Origin of the sequence: uncultured Formosa sp. (assembly GCF_947500765.1) — a bacterium.
GTDB lineage: Bacteria > Bacteroidota > Bacteroidia > Flavobacteriales > Flavobacteriaceae > Formosa.
The window spans coordinates 26,175-45,676 of record NZ_CANMTH010000002.1; the positions used below are offsets into that span (position 1 = coordinate 26,175).

A 19,502-nucleotide genomic window follows, 5' to 3' on the forward strand; every position below is an offset into this window, starting at 1 on the left:
GTAAAAACAATATGTATTGAGTTAATTTATTGCGCATATTGAGTTTATTTTATTAAAATAATACTATTTAATTAGTGATAATTTTTTTGAATTGAATATCGAAACACATAAAACATATACCGTAGATGAAGCCAAGCGAGCTTTAGAACATTATTGTGCTTACCAAGAGCGTTGCCATAAAGAAGTACAAGATAAACTAAGAGGCATGCGCATGATTCCGGATGCTATTGATGCTGTAATTGTACATTTATTAGACCATAATTTTTTAAATGAAGAGCGTTTTGCAAAAGCCTATGTGCGTGGAAAATTTAAATTTAAACATTGGGGCAGAAACCGGTTAACTATGGAGTTAAAGCGCAGACAAATAAGTCGATTTAATATACAAACTGGGCTTAAAGAATTAGATGCTTTAGATTATTATGGCACTTTTGATGCTTTAGCTGCACGCAGATGCGAAGCGATTAAAGAGTCTAATGCCTACAAAAAACGAAAAAAATTAGCCGATTATTTACTATATCGCGGCTGGGAATCGCCTATGGTTTTCGAAAAAGTAAAAGAGTTAATACCATAAAAAAAGAGCTTCAATACTATTGAAGCTCTTTTTTGTAAATTATAATGTGCGGCTTATAAATTAAAAGACGCTCCAATATTAAAAACAAATTGATTGTTTAATTTTTCGGCAGAGGTTAAATTTCCACTATCATATTTAGCGATTGGGAAACTCATTTCAGAATACACTCCGAAACCATCAGTAAAGAAATATCTAGCACCAACATGACCTCCAAAATTTTTAGTGCTAAAACTTAATCCTGGGTACACATCTAATTCATCCATACCGATTACAGAAGATAAGTTTGCGTTAAAACGGGCTTTAATATCAAAACGGTCACCAAAGTCAGCGTCTAAATCGTCGTTTACACCAAGAACATAAGTTGAAGAAACTCCAAACGAAATATTTTCGCCTACACCAACATCGTAAGTACCATTAATTCCTGTACCATTGTCTTGAAAGCTAGCGCCAATTTGAAATTTCTGATCACCGTTGCCTCTGAAAGCTTGTGCATTAGCGAATGAAACTACGCATAAACATGCGATTAATAGTAGATTTTTCATGGGTTTTAAATTTTGGTCAAATATAGGTTTTATACTGAAATTTAGGAATTATTTTTAGAAGTTATCGTTATTGCTTTCTTATTTTTCCAATCAATCCATTTTTGACCTTTAATTTTTCGCATTAAATTATCGAAATTTCGCATTATAAATACATTGTAAATGGCTCGACTTAAATTTTTAGGATGTCTTGCTACAGCTCGTAAACTCATAGAAAATCCAGGAGTAATATAACGCATATAATGCCAATAACCTTCAGGCATATAAAGTACCTCTCCGTGGTTTAATTCTGTTTTATATCCTTGCGCATGTTTTAATGCAGGCCATTTTTTTAAATCGGGATTATGAAAATCAATATCTTCTCTAGTAATTAATGCATAAGGTACTTTATACAAGTATTTACTTTGCTTTTGGTCGAATAATATAATTTCTTTTTGACCTTCAAAATGAAAGTGGAAAATATTAGCCAAATCAATGTCGTAATGCATAAAGGTATACGAATCTGTTCCGCCAAAAAACAGCATGGGTAACTTTTGCATGAGGCGTATACCAAAATCAGGAAACGTAAAGTCGTTTTGAAGTTGAGGTACTTCCTTTAAAATATTCCACAGAAAAATTCTAAACTTTGTAGGTTCGCGTTTTAGCAAATCAATATAATTTGCCATTTTCATTTTAGAATGTGGTTCGTTAAAACCATCCTTATAATTTACAGGTCTATCGTCGTAAAGAGGTACGGTTTTATCGCCTGCAATATTTTTAATATATTCTAAATTCCATTTAGAATATGCTGGCCAATCGTCTATAAAATGCTCTATAACCACAGGTTTTTGTTGCTTAAAATACGTAGCTATAAAGTCCTCCTTTGTAATTGTTTTTACACGAGGTATGTCTTGTAGATTTAAAGTCAAAAGTAAAAATAATTAAACGTGCAAGTTAATAAAATGTTAGTTCATTATATTATTTAAAGGTGTATTTTAGTCCAAATACAAGGTTACCTTTAGGCATTGGTACAAGGTTTGCTTCTGTATATTCTTCATTCAAAATATTATTTGCAATAACAGATAGTTCTAAAGATTTTATGGTGTAGTTTATACTAGCATCTACTACAGAGTAGCTGTCTCCAGATGTACGTTCTGCGTATTTATAAATGATAGATTGGGACATGTTTTTTATAAATTGAGATTTGTATCTTGCTACAAAATGATGCTTTAAAGAGTTTATAGAATATTTAGAGAAATCGGAATTTATATCCTGAACTTCATCATTAATATAAGTGTAGGATGTGTTTACACTTTGACTGAAAACACCCATTTCAAAGTTGTAATTTAAGTAAGCATCTATCCCTTTTGTGTTTAATTCTCTAATATTTGAGGCTTCCCATAAATCATCTTCATTTGCTTTAGTATAGTCTATTAAGTTTCTAGAATCTCTGTTAAAAAGGGCAAGAGATGCAGAGAAATTTTGATGGTTATATTTAATTCCAAGTTCTTCTGCTATGGCTTCTTCCGGATCTAGATTTTCATTTCCAAGGGTTGTTGGGTCGCTATAGTATAAATCTGTATATGTGGGTATTCTATAGGTGTATCCTACATTTCCGTAGATTTTAAAATTAGAATTAATCTCGTAACCTAAGTCAATACCAGGGAATGCATGCCATTTAAAATCTGAAAAATAAGTAACCGCAATTCCAGGTGTAATATCAAACTTGTCGTTTATAGCTTTAAATTGATGTTCTAAGAACATAGACGACATAAAACGGTTGTGATCTCCTAAATTATTACTTACAATATAAACCTTAGATAAGTCAATACCAAAACCTGTAATTCCTAAATCAGAAGTGTACGAACCGTTAAGCTCTGTGCCCATTTTATTAGTTATGTGTAAGTTCCTGTATCCTGTTGGCTGATCTCTGGTGTATAAATACATATCTTGGTTGCGTCTCCAATATACTTGTGGTTTAAATACCCAATTGTTATGTTTTATTTTTGTTGATACACCTATTAAACTTGTTTGTGTTTCTTCATATTGTTCTGTTGCACTTGGTGTAGCGTAAAAGCCGTTGGCTCCAAATTTACGTTCAGACATGGTTGCCAGTACATTTATTGGGAGTTTGCTTTTATTGAATGTGCTTTTAAGGAAATAATTCTGATTGTCGTAATCTGTATTATGTCTATAACCTTCAGACGTATTTCTAGAGACATGTACGATATGGTTAGAATTTTTTAAATTTACGCCACCAGTAACGGCCGCATTTAAGGTATTGAAAGAACCAGCTTGCGTGTCTACAGTTAAAAGATCTTCTGTTTGTTTTTTAGTTACAATATTTACAGCTCCTGTAAATGCATTCTGACCAAAAACTCTAGCGGCAGGTCCTGAAATAATTTCAATACGTTCTATAACATCAATAGGTAAAGCCATGTTTAGCGTATGGTGTCCCGTTTGTGCATCGTCTACTTTTATACCATCAATAAGTAATAATGTTTGGTCAAAACTTCCACCGCGAATATATAAATCTGCTTGCATGCCGGCAGTACCTCTACGGCGAATATCTACACCTGCAACTTGCTGTAATAAATCGGCAACATTTGTTACAGCAGACGCTTTTATGTCTTCAGATGTAATAATGTTTATAGATCTAGAGTTTTTAGAAAAAGGAAGTTCTATTCTGCTAGAGGTTATAATAACTTCGTCTAACTTTTCTTGAGGCATATCTTCTTGAGATATTGCTAATGTTGTAGTTAGAATTGCAATTACAGATAAAAATTTAGTTGGTGTCATGTTCAAAAATTATAAAAACGTTACAAATGTCGTAACTTTACGGACTATTAAACTAGTCCAGTTTTAAAACAATGAATAGTCCGGTTGAAGCGCTTTTTATAAAATTAATAGATTTTGATAAAACGAAATCTAAACCAGTATATATACAAGTCTCTGAGCAAATAGTAAATTTAATTCAACGTGGGTATTTGTTAAAAGGAACACTTTTACCTGGAACTCGAGTTTTAAGTCAGTTGTTACAAATTCATAGAAATACGGCAGTTGCTATTTACGATGAATTGGCAGCACAAGGTTGGGTAGAAATTATTCCAAACAAAGGTACATTTGTGTTGTTTCCAGAGCAAACAACAGCTAAAATTAAAGCGACCGTACAACAGTTTAATCAGGCATATGTCTATTCTAAAACTACAGGCTTTCCATTTCAAAACTCAATGCATTTGGCTTCTACGCAAAAAGTCACTAAAGCAGAATATGTAATTAATGATGGAAAACCCGATTTACGTTTACATCCAACCATTCAGTTTTCTAGATGGTACAGTAGTGCCATGAAACGGAAACCTCTAATTAAAAAATGGAATCGTGTAGGAGATGGTTCTTATTCAGAATTTGAAAATCAGTTGTGTAATTATTTAAACACAACACGTGGTTTTCATATTAAGCCTAAGAACTTAATAAGTACAAGAAGTACAGAGATGAGTTTATACATAGTCTCTCAGTTGCTTATTAAAAAGAACGATGTTGTTCTCGTGGGAAACTTAAGTAATTATGCGGCAAATATGATTTTTCAGCAAGTTGGTGCTTCTATAAAAACCATTCCTGTAGATCAAGACGGATTAGATATTGATTACATTGAAACGCATTTCCAAAAAGGATCTATTCGGTGCATTTATATTTGCGCGCATAGAGATTATCCTACTACAATTACATTAAGTGCAGAGCGACGATTGAAACTTTTGCAGTTGGCAAAACAGTATAAGTTTGCAATTATTGAAGACGATTTTGATTACGATTTTCAGTTTGAAGGATCTGCCATGTTACCATTAGCAAGTTCAGATGCAAATGGGCTTGTTATATATTTAGGAAAATTAGGGCAATCATTATTTCCAAGTTTTCAAACAGGATTTGTCGTTGCTCCAGAAAATTTAATTTCTGAAGCCAAAAATTATTTGCAATTGTTAGATCAACAAGGCGATTTAATTCAAGAACAAATGTTGTCCGAATTAATTTACGAAGGTGAAATTAATAGACTAATTAAGAAGAATATAATCATTTATAAACAACGTCGCGATTGTTTATGCAAAAGTCTAAATATGCATTTTGGTAATAATATTTATTGGGAATTGCCCTCTGGCGGATTAGCCATTTGGTTACAATTTAAGCCGGAAATTTCATTATTAAAACTTGCTGAAGAAGCCGAAAAACAGAATGTTTTTATACCTACAACCATTCTGTATCAAGATAGAAATACATGTGCTATTCGTTTCGGTTTTGGGCATCTAAATGAAGTAGAAATAGAAGAAGTGGTAAGTACTTTAAAACGGATATATGATACTGTTATTTTGCAGTCATAAAATTCTAGTTTATAGTTTTTGATGTGTTTGAAACTGTACTTTTTAAATTTATGATACAACTTTCAATGATTTCTCGTAATTTGTATTCAAGTTGTTTTATGGTTTATACTTTAAGCATGTTTTAATTGATTGATAGTCAAAAAATTAAATGTTTTTATGTGAATTATAAGATTCAAAGCGTTCCTTTTTAACTAAAATTACTTACTAAAAACATTATGTCTAATACCTCAGAACTTCATGCGACACCGAAGAATTCTTCTTTAGTGCCAATATTAATTATTGCTGGATTATTTTTTATTTTCGGATTCGTCACTTGGATTAATGGTGCATTAATTCCCTTTATGAAAACGATAAACGAGCTTACAGATGCACAATCATATTTAGTGGCTTCAGCATCTTATATTTCATTTGTTGTTATGGCTTTACCAGCCTCATATATTATAGGAAAAGTAGGATATAAAAAAGGAATGTCTTTTGGGTTAGTTCTTATGGGAATTGGTGCTTTAGTGTTTATTCCGGCAGCAGAAGCGCGAACATATACATTGTTTTTAACAGGGATTTTTATTCAAGGTTTAGGGATGACATTGTTACAAACCGCTTCTAATCCATATATTACTATTTTAGGACCAATGGAAAGTGCTGCTAAACGTATCGCTATTATGGGTATAGCAAATAAAGTAGCAGGTGCGTTAGGTTCTCTTATTTTTGGAGCAATTTTACTTTCTGGTATAGATGAAATTAAAGATAAATTAACTACCGTCTCTTTAGATGAAAAAACAATACTTCTAAATGAAATGGCCGATAGTGTGGTAATGCCTTATGTTATTATGGCTGTTGTGTTATTTATTCTAGCCGTACTAATAACAAAAGCTCCTTTACCACATGTAGAGGCAGATGAGGCAGAAGAAGAAGCAATAAAAGGTGATGCTATTGTTAAAAAAACTAGTGTTTTCCAGTTTCCACATTTATGGTTAGGTGTGTTGGCTTTATTTCTATATGTTGGTGTCGAGGTTATTGCTGGTGATACTATTATTTCTTACGGATTAGCATTGGGAATGCCAGGAGAACAAGCCAAATCGTTTACTTTAATGACGCTTTTTGCTATGGTCGGAACCTATGCTTTAGGTGTGCTTTTAATACCTAAATACGTAAGTCAAGTGTTGGCTTTAAAAGTAAGTGCTATTCTAGGTGTCTTTTTCGCTATTTGTGTCTTATCAACTACCGGATTTACATCTGTACTTTTTGTAGCAGCACTTGGAATTTCTAATGCTTTAGTATGGCCAGCAATTTGGCCGTTGGCTTTAAATGGTATGGGAAAATTTACTAAAACAGCTTCAGCTTTACTAATTATGGCTATTTCTGGAGGTGCGATTATACCACCGTTATATGGCGCTTTAGTCGATTCTAAAAAAGAAGAGTTAATTATTCACGGTCTAGATCAAGCTACAGCAACAGCTCAAGCTGCAACTTCTGGATATTGGATTTTAATTCCGTGTTATATATTTATTCTGTTTTTTGCAATTCATGGACATAAAATAGGATTGAAAAAACATAAATTTATATAATTTATAATTAGGATGTTAATTTTAAGCAAGATGCTTTATTAAAGTTTAACATCCTAACGCTTGTGCATTTTGATTCGTGTATATGAAAAAAATGTACCTTTATCCCCATGTATGCCTTAGTCGATTGTAATAATTTTTACGCCTCTTGCGAACGGGTTTTTAATCCTAGTTTAAGGGGGAAACCTATAGCCATTTTATCTAATAATGATGGCTGTGTAATTGCACGTAGCGACGAAGCTAAAGCATTAAGACTTCCTATGGGAGCACCAGCTTTTAAATTTGAAGACTTTTTTAAGCAGCATAATATTCATGTTTTTTCTTCAAATTATCCTTTATATGGGGATATGAGTACGCGTGTTATGCGTATTTTAGAACAGTTTACTCCAGATGTTGAAGTATATAGTATTGATGAAGCTTTTTTAGAGTTTAAAGGTTATGAAAATTTTAATTTAGCTAATTGCGGTCTTGAGATGCGAACACGTATTTTAAAATGGACAGGAATCCCAACTTGTGTGGGAATTGCTCCTACAAAAGCATTATCTAAAGTTGCCAATAAAATTGCACGTAAATTTCCAGAACACACTAAAGGGGTTTTTTTAATAGATTCTGAAGCATCCCGTATTAAAGCTTTAAAATGGTTTAAAATTGAAGATGTTTGGGGCGTTGGTAAACGGTTAGCAAAGCGATTAAAATCTAAAAACTGTCATACAGCATACGATTTTACACAACTTCCCGACGATTATATTAGAAAAGAATTTTCTATTGTAGAATGGCGATTAAAGCAAGATTTATTAGGGAAACCAACATTAAGACTTGAAGAACCGTCTCCTAAAAAATCTATAGCAACCACGCGTAGTTTTGAAAGTACATATGCTGATATAGATAATATTACTGAACGTATTTCTACGTTTGCAACAAGTTGTGCAGAGAAATTACGGAAACAGAAATGTAGTTGCCATATGATTATCGTACATTTAAGTAGCGATAGGCATAATAAAGATCAAGTACATGAATATGGTAGTAAAATGATTACCTTGCCGTATCCAACCGATTCTTCTTTAATAATAAGTACGCAAGCTGTAGCTGCTGCAAAGCAATTATTTCGAGGTGGAGTAAAATATAAACGAGCTGGTGTTGTTGTTACAGGGTTAGTGCCTAATAATGCATTTCAATTAGATTTATTTGCATCAGAAAACCCGAAACATAAACCTTTAATGCATGTTATAGATGCTTTAAATAAAAAGTATAGAACGCATACCATAAAATTAGGAAATCAGGATTTACAACGTACATGGAAAATGAAACAAGAACGTTTGTCTCCTAAATACACCACCAATATTAACGATATTATTATTGTAAAATGATGCTACATAAAACTCAAAATTTAACCTTTTTTACTCCTGAAATTGTTCCAGATTCTGGGGCTGTTTTTGTAGATTCTGGAATTTCAGCAGGATTTCCTTCACCTGCAGACGATTTTAAAGAAGAACGACTCTCGTTAGATGTTGAATTGGTCCGAAATAAAGAGGCGACTTTCTTTGCTCGTGTTAGTGGGCAGTCTATGATTGGAGCTGGACTTGATGATAATGATTTGTTAGTTATAGATAGAAGTTTATCTGCTACCCATAATAAAATTGCTGTATGTTTCTTAGACGGTGAGTTTACAGTAAAACGTTTAAAAGTTGAAGGAGGAGAAGTGTGGTTGCAACCAGAAAATCCTAACTACGAGCCTATTCATGTTACAGATGCTAACGATTTTGTGATTTGGGGAATAGTAACTAATGTGATAAAAAGAGTGTGATTTAATATCCGTATAAGGGATTATTTTCTAATACTATTTAAAAGCGTTAGCATTGTAATTTTAACTAACCTTGATATAAAACTAAAAATGCCTCAAAAAAATAATTTTTGAGGCGTTTTTTATATGAGTAATAAAATTGTTAATCGGCTAAGATTATAATTTTATTGTCTTTAGATTCTAAAGTACCAGACTTAATTTTAAGCATTAATACTTTATTGTCTGACATATGAGGCGTAACCTCAGGATGTAATTTTTCGTAATCTAAATGAGTTTGAGTATGTACCTTAATTTTTACAGTTCCAGCTGTTAAAAGAGATACTATAGCAGCGTGATGATTAAGCATTTCAAACTCTCCATCTGCCCCTGGTACACTAACGGCATCTATTTCCGAACTAAATAAAGTCGCTTCTGGCGATACAATTTCTAAATACATAGTTTATAGTTGTTTGTTAGTAGTAAATAATTGTTGGTAAAATGTGCAATCAATAATAATTTACTATAACCAATTATTATGCTTCGGCTAACATTCTCTCTCCTGTTTCGATAGCTTCTTCAATAGAACCTTTAAGGTTAAATGCTGCTTCTGGTAAGTGATCTAATTCACCAGCCATAATCATATTAAATCCTTTAATAGTTTCTTTAATATCTACTAAAACTCCTGGGATACCTGTAAATTGTTCTGCAACGTGGAATGGTTGAGATAAGAAACGTTGTACACGTCTTGCTCTACCTACGGCTAATTTATCTTCTTCAGATAATTCTTCCATACCTAAAATTGCAATAATATCTTGTAATTCTTTATAGCGTTGTAATAACTCTTTTACGTTTTGTGCACACTCGTAATGATCTTTACCTAAGATATCTGCTGTTAAAATTCTAGAAGTAGAATCTAACGGGTCTACCGCAGGGTAAATACCAAGTTCTGCAATTTTACGAGATAATACAGTTGTTGCATCTAAGTGAGCGAAGGTTGTAGCAGGAGCAGGGTCAGTTAAATCATCCGCAGGTACGTAAACCGCTTGTACAGATGTAATAGATCCTGTTTTAGTTGATGTAATACGTTCTTGCATTGCACCCATTTCTGTTGCTAATGTTGGTTGGTAACCTACAGCAGAAGGCATACGGCCTAATAATGCAGATACCTCTGAACCAGCTTGTGTAAAACGGAAAATGTTGTCTACGAAGAAAAGAACGTCTTTACCTTGACCATCTCCAGCACCATCACGGAAATATTCTGCGATAGATAATCCAGATAATGCAACACGTGCACGTGCTCCTGGTGGTTCGTTCATTTGTCCGAATACGAAAGTTGCTTTAGATTCTTTCATGATGTTTTTATCTACTTTAGATAAATCCCATCCGCCTTCTTCCATAGAGTGCATAAAGTCGTCTCCGTATTTAATAATACCTGACTCTAACATCTCTCTTAAAAGGTCATTTCCTTCACGTGTACGTTCTCCAACTCCAGCAAAAACTGAAAGTCCACCGTGACCTTTTGCAATATTGTTAATTAATTCTTGAATCAATACTGTTTTACCAACACCAGCACCTCCGAATAAACCAATTTTACCTCCTTTTGCGTAAGGTTCAATTAAATCAATTACTTTAATACCTGTGAATAAAACCTCTGTAGATGTTGATAAATCTTCAAATTTAGGGGCTTGTCTGTGGATTGGTAATCCAGACTCACCAGCTTTTGGTAAGTTTCCTAAACCATCAATAGCATCTCCAATTACATTGAAAAGTCTACCATATACATCACCTCCAATAGGCATTTGTATTGGAGATCCAGTAGCTACTACTTCTGTACCTCTACTTAATCCATCTGAAGAGTCCATCGCGATAGTACGAACAGTATCCTCACCAATGTGAGATTGTACTTCTAATATTAGAAGTGTACCATCAGGTCTTGTAATTTCTAATGAATCGTAAATTTTTGGAAGAGCTCCTTCTGAGTCGAATACAACATCGATAACTGGACCAACGATTTGTGCAACTTTACCTGTAACTTTTGACATTACTTAAATGTTTATAGATTTTTGCTTAATTTTCTTGAAAAATAACTATTTTTTCGCGCTGCAAATATAATAGTTTATATTTAAAAAGAAATATGTTTTTCTCTTTTTTACGTAAAACAAATGCCTTTAAATTGATGATATTTAGTTTTTTTTAGTGTATTTATCATATTGAGGTAAAGATGACTAGTTTCTTGGGAAATTCTCATGTTTTGGAATGTTTCTCTAAGTTTCTCAATTTGATTAAATAAATTAGAAATGTTCCTTATCTATTTACTTGTGTTTTATTTATCAGTTTTAAGATTGTGTTTTTTATTGAATATCATAATTAGAAATAACGTGAATTTGAAAGTGGAGTGAAAATGTATGAACCCAAAAAAAGGCACTTAAAACCGAAGTTTCAAATGCCTTTATATATAATCTTAAAAATGTTGTTATTCTACGGTTACAGATTTTGCTAAGTTACGTGGCTGATCTACATTTTTACCTAATTTAACAGCTATGTGATACGATAATAATTGTAACGGAATAGTTGTTAATAAAGGTGATAAAAACTCTGAAGATTCAGGGATTTCAATAACGTGATCTGCAAGATTTTTTACACTTTCGTCTCCTTCTGTTACGATTCCTATAATTTTACCTTTTCTAGATTTAATTTCTTGGATGTTACTCACTACTTTTTCGTAATGTCCTTTTTTAGTCGCAATAACTATAACGGGCATTTGCTCGTCTATTAAAGCAATAGGTCCGTGTTTCATTTCTGCAGCAGGATATCCTTCAGCGTGGATATAAGAAATTTCTTTTAATTTTAAAGCGCCTTCTAATGCAACTGGGAAATTAAATCCTCTACCTAAATAAAGACAGTTTTTAGCATCCTTATAAATTTCTGCAATAGTGTTTACATAAGCATCAGATTCTAATGCCTTTTTTACTTTATCAGGAATAAGTTCTAATTCAATTAAATGATGACGGAAATCTGAACTCGAAATGGTTCCTTTAGCTCTTGCTAATCTTAGCGCCATTAATGTTAATACGGTAATTTGTGTTGTAAATGCTTTTGTAGATGCTACACCAATTTCGGGGCCAGCATGTGTATATGCACCAGCATCAGATTCTCTAGCGATAGACGATCCAACAACATTACAGACTCCAAAAACAAAAGCACCTTTAGATTTTGCTAATTTAATTGCTGCTAAAGTATCTGCTGTTTCACCAGATTGAGAAATAGCAATTACAATATCTTTTTCTGTAATAATTGGGTTTCTGTATCTAAATTCTGAGGCATATTCTACTTCAACAGGAATTCGTGCTAAATCTTCAAAAATATATTCGGCAACTAAACCAGCGTGCCAAGAAGTTCCACATGCAACAATAATAATACGGTCTGCATTTAGAAATTTCTTCATATTATCCTCGATTCCAGACATTTTAATTATAGCTTCATTAGCTAGAAGTCTACCTCTAAATGTGTCTAAAATTGCACTAGGTTGTTCGTAAATTTCTTTTAACATAAAATGATCGTAACCACCTTTTTCAATTTGTTCAAGATTTAATTGAAGTTTTTGAACATAAGGATCGACCATCGAGTCGTCTTTAATTTTTCTAACTTTAATTTGTTTTCCTAAACGAATAATGGCTAATTCTTCATCTTCAAGATAGATTGCATTTTTTGTAAATTCTAAGAATGGAGAAGCATCACTGGCTATAAAAAACTCGTTTTCACCAACACCAATAGCTAAAGGACTTCCTAGTCTAGCAGCAATAATTTCGTCGGGTTTGTTTTTGTCAAATACAGCAATAGCGTATGCGCCAACAACTTGGTTTAGAGCTATTTGTACTGCTTTTCCTAGTTTAAGATTTTCTTCTTTTTTCATGACATCTTCAATCAGATTAATTAACACCTCAGTGTCAGTATCCGATTTAAAAGTGTATCCTCTAGTAATAAGCTCTTTTTTTAAAGACTCGTAATTTTCAATAATTCCATTGTGAATGATTACTAAATCACCAGAATTAGAATAATGAGGATGCGAGTTTACATCGTTAGGAACTCCGTGTGTTGCCCAACGTGTATGGCCAATAGCGACGTGACCTTTGGTTAAAATTTCTTTTTCAACACGCGCTTCAAGGTCTGAAACCTTACCTTTAGTCTTGCAGACTTTTAATTCTTCGCCGTCATAGATTGCAATACCTGCGCTATCGTAACCACGATATTCTAAGCGTTTAAGTCCGTTAATAACAATTGGGTAAGCTTCTCTGTAACCTATATATCCTACAATGCCACACATAAATTTTTAGTTTTTCGATTATGAATAATAAATATCTAATGTTATACGCGAATTAATAGTGTTACTATATACTATAGTATTCAATGCATTATTTGCGTTTGTTGATAAAACTAAATCATTTTCTGTATTAGTAAAATCTTTTATTAGAATATTTTTAAAATGTTCTGTTGCTTTTATTTTGTACGTATGCGTAATTTGACTCTCTGTTTGTTGCTTGAAGCGTGATATGCTTGCATTTACATGCTTTGTATTACAACTATTAAAAAAATAGTTGATTTTATAATCAGGGAGTTTTATAGGGAAATATTTAATTGAAGAATCTATTTTACATAAAATAGTATCATCCTTATCTATTTTGGTAGACAAGGAGATATTATAAATAGTTATTGTGTTAGATTCACTTTTATTATTCTTCTCCCAAGGAGTATTATTGGTGTTAGAAACCATTTTTAAAACTATGCCTGCATTTGTTTTTAGCCCGTAATCAGAAAAATAATCCCTGTAATAGGCTGTAAAAACGATTAGTGATAACAGTAAATAGTAAGATAATGTAATGGTTCTTAAACCTTTTTTCATGTATTTTATGAAATAAAGCGAATTATTTTAAAACTTCTGTCATGTAGAAGTTAGAATACGCTTCGCCAAATTCTTCTTTGTTTTTATATCCTAACACAGGTTTCTTAGAGGTTTCTAAATACGATTTTAATTCTTCAGGAATGTCTTCAGAACCAATAATAATTGCATCAGAATAATCTATGGCAACCTTCATTAGGTTATTATAAGTTGGTTCGCTTAACGTTTTAACAACATCATCGTTAATGTTGTCAAATTTAACCTTAGTCCCCATATCTTTATTTAAAGTACCTTCGTAACCTTGATTATAGATAGAAGTTACAACTTTACTGTCGTTAAATAATGGTTCTTCAGCAAAATATTCTTTTAAATATAAAGGAAGTAAAGAGGCTAGCCATCCATGAACATGTATAATGTCTGGCGCCCAGTTTAGTTTTTTAACTGTTTCTATAACACCTTTTGCAAAGAAAATAGCACGCTCGTCATTGTCTGAAAATAAGGCGCCATTTTCATCTGTTAGTGTTGCTTTTCGCTTAAAGTATTCGTCGTTGTCTATAAAGTATACTTGAATACGTTCTTTAGGAATTGATGCTACTTTAATAATAAGTGGCATATCTAAGTCGTTAATTACTAGGTTTATACCAGATAATCTAATAACTTCGTGTAGTTGATGTCTTCTCTCGTTAATGTTTCCATATCTAGGCATAAATATCCTGATTTGACCACCTTGTTGATTTACCATTCTAGGCGTCTCAAACGACATAGATGAGATTTCAGTTTCAGGTAAATAAGGAACTACTTCAGATGATACATATAATATCCTCTTATCTTTCATAAATTACTGGGCTTTTGAGAATTCAAAATAAAAAACAAGCAAAATTACAAAAATTTATGCAGATTGCGAGTAAAATAATAACTTTGCCTCCGTTAATTTTTTATTTAGGGTGAAGATAATAACAGTACAATCGGAATTAAAAAAAGAAATAGAACTATTAAAATCTCAAGGTAAGACCTTGGGGTTAGTTCCAACTATGGGAGCTTTACATGAAGGACATTTGTCTCTTGTAAAACGAGCTTTAAAAGAAAATGATGCACTTGTTGTAAGCATTTTTGTAAACCCTACCCAGTTTAATAACGCAGACGACTTGGTGCAATATCCAAGAACTTTAGATCGTGATGTCGCATTATTACAAACGGCGTCTGATGCTATTTTAGTATACGCACCAGAAGTGGCAGATGTTTACGGAGAAGATGTAGCGTCTGTACACTATGATTTTGATGGGCTTGAACATAAAATGGAAGGGGAGTTTAGACCAGGCCATTTTGATGGTGTCGGGACTATTGTTAAACGATTGTTTGAAATTGTAACTCCTGATCATGCTTATTTTGGAGAAAAAGATTTTCAGCAATTAACCATAATTAAAAAGATGGTTGATAACTTCAATATTCCTGTAAATATTGTCCCTTGTGAGATTTTACGAGAGTCTAATGGTTTGGCTATGAGTTCTCGAAATGTAAGATTAAAGCCAGAATATGCTGAGGCAGCACCGTTTATCTATAAAACATTACAAGAAGCTAAAGTGAAGTTTGGCACAGAACGTGCTAGTAAAGTAACAGAATGGGTTGAGAATCAGTTTAAAAACCATCCCTTATTAAAGTTGGAATATTTTGTAATTGCAGATATTAAAACTTTAGAAACCATAGAAAATAAAATAGAAAACACCTTATATCGTGCGTTTGTTGCAGTATATGCCGACGATATAAGATTAATAGACAATTTAGCACTAAATTAATTATCTTTGCCACATGCAAATTCAAGTAGTAAAATCGAAAATTCACAGGGTAAAATGTACCGGTGCCGACTTAAATTACATTGGTAGTATTACTATTGATGAGGATTTAATGGATGCCGCGAACATTATTCAAGGTGAAAAAGTTCAGATTGTAAATAATAACAATGGTGAACGTTTAGAGACATACGCTATTCCAGGGCCACGTAATAGTGGTGAAATTACATTAAATGGTGCGGCCGCAAGACGTGTAGCAACAGGAGATGTGTTAATCTTGATTACTTATGGTATAATGGATTTGGAAGAAGCCAAAACATTTAAGCCGTCGTTAGTTTTTCCAGACGAGGCAACTAATAAGCTCATTTAATTATTGAATCCAAAAATATCTAAAATATTAAAAATTTCACTCCCAATTTTATTGGGAGTTTTTTTAATAGCATATTCGCTATCCAAGGTTTCGATAAGTGAACTTCTAGTGTACTTTAAAAATGCCAATTATTGGTGGATTTTACTAGGCGCCATATTAGGTTTGCTTAGTCATTTGTCACGCGCATATCGTTGGTTATTTATGTTAGAACCAATGGGGTATCATGTAAAACTGCCTAATAGTGTGATGGCAGTTTTTGCAGCTTATTTAATAAATTATACCCTTCCAAGGGCAGGTGAAGTTGCTCGTGTTTCTGTAATTACTACTTACGAAGGCGTGCCTTTCGATAAAGGTTTTGGTACTGTGGTTGCAGAGCGCATTGCAGATCTTATTGTTATGTTTAGTATTATATTGGTGACACTCTTTTTACAATTCGATTTTATTTTTAATTTTTTTCTTTCAAAATTTAATTTGCCAAAAGTTATCATGGCAATGGTAGTACTTAGTGTCTTGGGGCTAGCTTTTCTTATTTATATTAGAAAAAGTAATTCGGTGTTGGCTATAAAAATTAGAACCTTTGTTTTAGGTTTAATAGAAGGGGTTTTAAGTATTTTTAAAATGAAGAAAAAGTGGATGTTTATAGTTCATACTTTATTCATTTGGACCATGTATGTTTTAATGTTTTACATCACCACTTTTGCGATTGAAGGATTGCAACCTATCGCTTTAGGTGCAATTTTGGTCGGATTTATTTCTGCAAGTTTTAGTATTGCAGCTACAAATGGCGGAATTGGTTCTTATCCTGTTGCTGTGTATGCCGCATTTTCTTTATTCGGAATTGCACAAGGTCCAAGTATCGCCTTTGGCTGGATTATGTGGTCTTCACAGACGTTATTAATCATTATTTGCGGAGGCCTTTCCCTTTTATTTCTTCCTGTTTTTAACAGAAAATTCAATATAAAATAGGCCTTTAAAAGATTATCTAATTAACGTAGAAGTTTTTTTTCAACAAAAAAAGTATTTTCATACCTTGCGTAGGACTAACCTTGCTAAAAATGAAAAGATTACTTTACCTATTTATACTACTATTTTCATGTCAATTTGTTTCAGCCCAAGCTATTTATGAAACAATAAGATCAGAGAAACTTGATGCGACAAGAAAATTAAAAATTCAGCTGCCAAGAAATTATAGCGAGAATACCGAGAAAAAATATCCAATAGTAGTTGTTTTAGATGGCGATTATTTATTTGAAGTTGTTGCTGGAAATATAGATTATTATTCATATTGGGAGGATGTTCCTGAAGTTATCGTTGTTGGAATTAATCAAGTTGAAAGCAGATATAACGATACAATGTTCTCTGAACAAAACTCATTGCCTTTAGATAGTAGTGCGAAATTTTATGAGTTTATTGGTATGGAATTGTTACCATATATTAAACAGAACTATAGAACAGAAGATTTTAGTTTGGCTATAGGGCATGGGGAAACGGCTAATTTTATAAACTACTTTTTGTTAAAATCTAATCCTCTATTTCAGGCATATATAGTAATTAGTCCAGAGTTGGCTCCAAATATGACTAAATACATTCCAGATCGTTTAGGTAAAATAGATAAAAAAACGTTTTATTATTTAGCAACAACTACAGACGATCTTAAGTCTGTGAAAAAAGGAACATACTTGTTAAATACAGCGATTAAAAACATTGAAAATGATTACTTACAATATGACTATAAAGAGTTTGATGGATTAACTCATTATTCTGTAGTCGCACAAGCGGTTCCAAAAGCATTGGAAAGTATTTTTTATGTATATCAGCCAATTACTTCTGGAGAATTCGAAAAAGATATTATGGCTTCGGATGAGCCTGCTATCGATTATCTTAAAAATAAATACAAATCTATTCAAGAATTATACGGGGTAGAAAAAACAATTTTAATAAACGATTTTAAAGCGGTTGCTGCGGCAATAGAAAAGAAATCTGAATTTGAAGATTTTGAAGAGTTAGGTAAAATGGCTCGAAAATCATACCCAGAAACGTTGCTAGGTCAATATTATTTAGCACGTTATTATGAGGAAACAAATCAGCCTAAAAAAGCAATGAAAACATACCAATCGTCTTATATTTTCGATGAAATCGCAGGTTTAACAAAAGACGATATGATTGAACGTGCAAACCGACTTAAAGCAGATTTTGGATATTAATGGCGAAAGTAAAAACTACATTTTTTTGTCAGAGTTGTGGTGCCCAATATGCGAAATGGCAAGGCCAATGCAATTCATGTAAAGCATGGAACACTATAGTTGAAGAAGTGATTCAAACGCCTGAAAAAAGCGATTGGAAAATACCTGCTTCAAGCCATACAAAACGGTCTTCTGTACCACTTTTAATAAATGAAATTGATGCTTCAAAAGAAGCACGATTAGATACATTTGATGAAGAATTTAATCGTGTATTGGGTGGCGGAATTGTTCCAGGTTCCTTAACACTTTTAGGAGGAGAACCCGGAATAGGAAAAAGTACATTATTACTACAAGTAGCTTTAAAACTACCTTACAAAACACTTTATGTGTCTGGTGAAGAAAGTCAGAAGCAAATAAAAATGCGTGCAGAACGCATTAATCCAAATAATAGCAACTGCTACATTTTAACAGAAACAAAAACACAAAATATCTTCAAGCAAATTGAAGCTTTAGTGCCCGATATTGTTATTGTAGATTCTATTCAAACCCTACATAGTGATTATATAGAATCGTCTTCGGGGAGTATTTCTCAAATAAAAGAATGTACTACAGAACTTATAAAGTTCGCTAAAGAAACATCAACACCTGTAGTTCTTATAGGGCATATTACTAAAGATGGTAATATTGCTGGACCTAAAATTTTAGAGCATATGGTAGATACGGTGCTTCAATTTGAAGGCGACCGTAATCATGTATTTAGAATACTAAGAGCTAATAAAAATCGATTTGGATCGACCAACGAGCTTGGTATATATGAAATGCAAGGTTCTGGTTTGAGAGAAGTTTCTAACCCTTCAGAAATTTTAATTTCTAAAAAAGATGAAGAATTAAGTGGTAATGCAATTGCTGCAACTTTAGAAGGTATGAGACCGTTAATGATTGAAGTCCAGGCATTGGTAAGTACTGCTGTTTATGGTACGCCACAACGATCTGCAACCGGTTTCAATGCAAAACGATTAAATATGTTGTTGGCTGTTTTAGAAAAGCGAGCTGGATTTAGACTAGGAGCAAAAGATGTGTTTTTAAACATTACAGGAGGAATAACAGTAGACGATCCTGCGATTGATTTAGCTGTTGTTGCTGCCATTTTATCTTCTAATGAAGATGAAGCCTTGGCAAAAGATTATTGCTTCGCTGCAGAAGTAGGTTTGTCTGGAGAAATTCGTCCAGTACAACGTGTAGAGCAGCGTATTCAGGAAGCCGAAAAATTAGGGTTTTCAACCATATTTGTATCTAAGTATAATAAAATTTCTCTTAAACCAAAGGCGATTAAAATTCAATTGATTTCTAAAATTGAAGATTTAGTAGATCTAATTGTGTGATTTTAGTAAATATTTCAAATATATAGTAACTTTTTAAGGAAAAAGAAGACTACACTTTGTATGTATTCACTTTTTTAAATAA

The 19,502-nt window shown here is 32.8% G+C and carries 18 protein-coding genes; 10 read left to right on the plus strand and 8 right to left on the minus strand.

From position 1 onward, the window contains the following. Positions 1–97 precede the first annotated feature (97 nt). A complete protein-coding gene (locus Q1B05_RS03230) occupies positions 98–571 on the plus strand; it encodes a regulatory protein RecX (protein WP_299778717.1) in 474 nt (157 codons plus the stop codon). Positions 572–624: 53 nt separating this feature from the next. On the opposite strand, the gene Q1B05_RS03235 is transcribed toward Q1B05_RS03230, so the two are convergent. From Q1B05_RS03235 to Q1B05_RS03245, 3 genes are read right to left on the minus strand one after another with little or no spacing between them, the layout of a single operon-like run. Beyond that, on the minus strand, positions 625–1,113 hold the full coding sequence (locus tag Q1B05_RS03235; protein ID WP_299777524.1) for a DUF6646 family protein: 489 nt from the start codon (positions 1,111–1,113) through the stop codon (positions 625–627). A gap of 41 nt (positions 1,114–1,154) precedes the next feature. Then, positions 1,155–2,018 carry a cupin-like domain-containing protein gene (locus Q1B05_RS03240; RefSeq protein WP_299777525.1) on the minus strand — a complete coding sequence of 288 codons (864 nt, stop codon included), beginning with the start codon at positions 2,016–2,018 and terminating at the stop codon, positions 1,155–1,157. A 49-nt stretch (positions 2,019–2,067) separates the two neighbouring features. After that, the gene (locus tag Q1B05_RS03245; RefSeq protein ID WP_299777526.1) at positions 2,068–3,888 is read right to left on the minus strand and encodes a TonB-dependent siderophore receptor; all 1,821 of its coding nucleotides are present in this window, start codon (positions 3,886–3,888) and stop codon (positions 2,068–2,070) included. Positions 3,889–3,959: 71 nt separating this feature from the next. On the opposite strand from Q1B05_RS03245, the gene Q1B05_RS03250 reads away from it, so the two are divergent. The 4 genes from Q1B05_RS03250 (at position 3,960) to umuD (ending at position 8,825) form a co-directional block, all read left to right on the plus strand. Continuing rightward, positions 3,960–5,459, plus strand: a complete 1,500-nt coding sequence (locus Q1B05_RS03250; RefSeq protein WP_299777528.1) for a PLP-dependent aminotransferase family protein — start codon at positions 3,960–3,962, stop codon at positions 5,457–5,459. Positions 5,460–5,674: 215 nt separating this feature from the next. Further along, positions 5,675–7,024, plus strand: coding sequence for a sugar MFS transporter (locus tag Q1B05_RS03255; protein WP_299777530.1), 1,350 nt, complete (start codon positions 5,675–5,677; stop codon positions 7,022–7,024). Positions 7,025–7,131: 107 nt separating this feature from the next. Further along, positions 7,132–8,388, plus strand: a complete 1,257-nt coding sequence (locus Q1B05_RS03260) for a Y-family DNA polymerase (protein ID WP_299777532.1) — start codon at positions 7,132–7,134, stop codon at positions 8,386–8,388. Continuing rightward, on the plus strand, positions 8,385–8,825 hold the full coding sequence (gene umuD / locus Q1B05_RS03265) for a translesion error-prone DNA polymerase V autoproteolytic subunit (protein WP_299777534.1): 441 nt from the start codon (positions 8,385–8,387) through the stop codon (positions 8,823–8,825). Before Q1B05_RS03260 ends, umuD begins: the two co-directional genes overlap by 4 nt. A 139-nt stretch (positions 8,826–8,964) precedes the next feature. Here the strand turns inward: umuD and Q1B05_RS03270 are convergent, their stop codons facing one another. The 5 genes from Q1B05_RS03270 to Q1B05_RS03290 form a co-directional block, all read right to left on the minus strand. Next, positions 8,965–9,258, minus strand: coding sequence for a hypothetical protein (locus tag Q1B05_RS03270; RefSeq protein WP_299777536.1), 294 nt, complete (start codon positions 9,256–9,258; stop codon positions 8,965–8,967). 76 nt (positions 9,259–9,334) lie between these two features. Continuing rightward, on the minus strand, positions 9,335–10,843 hold the full coding sequence (gene atpD, locus Q1B05_RS03275) for a F0F1 ATP synthase subunit beta (protein WP_299777538.1): 1,509 nt from the start codon (positions 10,841–10,843) through the stop codon (positions 9,335–9,337). Between the two features lie 431 nt (positions 10,844–11,274). Next, positions 11,275–13,125, minus strand: a complete 1,851-nt coding sequence (gene glmS / locus Q1B05_RS03280) for a glutamine--fructose-6-phosphate transaminase (isomerizing) (RefSeq protein WP_299777540.1) — start codon at positions 13,123–13,125, stop codon at positions 11,275–11,277. 18 nt (positions 13,126–13,143) lie between these two features. Continuing rightward, on the minus strand, positions 13,144–13,701 hold the full coding sequence (locus Q1B05_RS03285) for a hypothetical protein (RefSeq protein WP_299777542.1): 558 nt from the start codon (positions 13,699–13,701) through the stop codon (positions 13,144–13,146). Positions 13,702–13,723: 22 nt separating this feature from the next. Further along, positions 13,724–14,533, minus strand: coding sequence for a glycogen/starch synthase (locus Q1B05_RS03290; RefSeq protein ID WP_299777544.1), 810 nt, complete (start codon positions 14,531–14,533; stop codon positions 13,724–13,726). A 109-nt stretch (positions 14,534–14,642) separates the two neighbouring features. Here Q1B05_RS03290 and panC point away from each other — a divergent pair, with 109 nt between their 5' ends. The 5 genes from panC to radA all read left to right on the plus strand — a co-directional run bounded on the left by panC (position 14,643) and on the right by radA (position 19,420). Continuing rightward, positions 14,643–15,491: a pantoate--beta-alanine ligase gene (panC, locus tag Q1B05_RS03295; protein ID WP_299777546.1), complete on the plus strand. Its 849-nt coding sequence runs from the start codon at positions 14,643–14,645 to the stop codon at positions 15,489–15,491. Positions 15,492–15,504: 13 nt separating this feature from the next. Then, a complete protein-coding gene (panD, locus tag Q1B05_RS03300) occupies positions 15,505–15,855 on the plus strand; it encodes an aspartate 1-decarboxylase (RefSeq protein ID WP_299777548.1) in 351 nt (116 codons plus the stop codon). Between the two features lie 3 nt (positions 15,856–15,858). Next, positions 15,859–16,821 (plus strand): lysylphosphatidylglycerol synthase transmembrane domain-containing protein, encoded by a 963-nt coding sequence (locus Q1B05_RS03305; protein ID WP_299777551.1) that lies wholly within the window; start codon positions 15,859–15,861, stop codon positions 16,819–16,821. An 89-nt stretch (positions 16,822–16,910) separates the two neighbouring features. Beyond that, entirely contained in the window at positions 16,911–18,059 is a 1,149-nt protein-coding gene (locus tag Q1B05_RS03310; RefSeq protein ID WP_299777553.1) for an alpha/beta hydrolase-fold protein, read from the plus strand. Continuing rightward, positions 18,059–19,420 carry a DNA repair protein RadA gene (gene radA, locus Q1B05_RS03315; protein ID WP_299777555.1) on the plus strand — a complete coding sequence of 454 codons (1,362 nt, stop codon included), beginning with the start codon at positions 18,059–18,061 and terminating at the stop codon, positions 19,418–19,420. Before Q1B05_RS03310 ends, radA begins: the two co-directional genes overlap by 1 nt. The last annotated feature ends 82 nt before the right edge of the window (positions 19,421–19,502 follow it).

Coding starts and splice junctions, on each gene's coding strand:
- Q1B05_RS03310 (WP_299777553.1), top strand. CDS start 16,911: ATGAAAAGATTACTTTACCTATTTATACTACTATTTTCATGTCAATTT.
- Q1B05_RS03290 (WP_299777544.1), bottom strand. CDS start 14,533: ATGAAAGATAAGAGGATATTATATGTATCATCTGAAGTAGTTCCTTAT.
- radA (WP_299777555.1), top strand. CDS start 18,059: ATGGCGAAAGTAAAAACTACATTTTTTTGTCAGAGTTGTGGTGCCCAA.
- Q1B05_RS03255 (WP_299777530.1), top strand. CDS start 5,675: ATGTCTAATACCTCAGAACTTCATGCGACACCGAAGAATTCTTCTTTA.
- glmS (WP_299777540.1), bottom strand. CDS start 13,125: ATGTGTGGCATTGTAGGATATATAGGTTACAGAGAAGCTTACCCAATT.
- Q1B05_RS03250 (WP_299777528.1), top strand. CDS start 3,960: ATGAATAGTCCGGTTGAAGCGCTTTTTATAAAATTAATAGATTTTGAT.
- panD (WP_299777548.1), top strand. CDS start 15,505: ATGCAAATTCAAGTAGTAAAATCGAAAATTCACAGGGTAAAATGTACC.
- Q1B05_RS03285 (WP_299777542.1), bottom strand. CDS start 13,701: ATGAAAAAAGGTTTAAGAACCATTACATTATCTTACTATTTACTGTTA.
- Q1B05_RS03245 (WP_299777526.1), bottom strand. CDS start 3,888: ATGACACCAACTAAATTTTTATCTGTAATTGCAATTCTAACTACAACA.
- Q1B05_RS03235 (WP_299777524.1), bottom strand. CDS start 1,113: ATGAAAAATCTACTATTAATCGCATGTTTATGCGTAGTTTCATTCGCT.
- umuD (WP_299777534.1), top strand. CDS start 8,385: ATGATGCTACATAAAACTCAAAATTTAACCTTTTTTACTCCTGAAATT.
- Q1B05_RS03270 (WP_299777536.1), bottom strand. CDS start 9,258: ATGTATTTAGAAATTGTATCGCCAGAAGCGACTTTATTTAGTTCGGAA.
- Q1B05_RS03260 (WP_299777532.1), top strand. CDS start 7,132: ATGTATGCCTTAGTCGATTGTAATAATTTTTACGCCTCTTGCGAACGG.
- atpD (WP_299777538.1), bottom strand. CDS start 10,843: ATGTCAAAAGTTACAGGTAAAGTTGCACAAATCGTTGGTCCAGTTATC.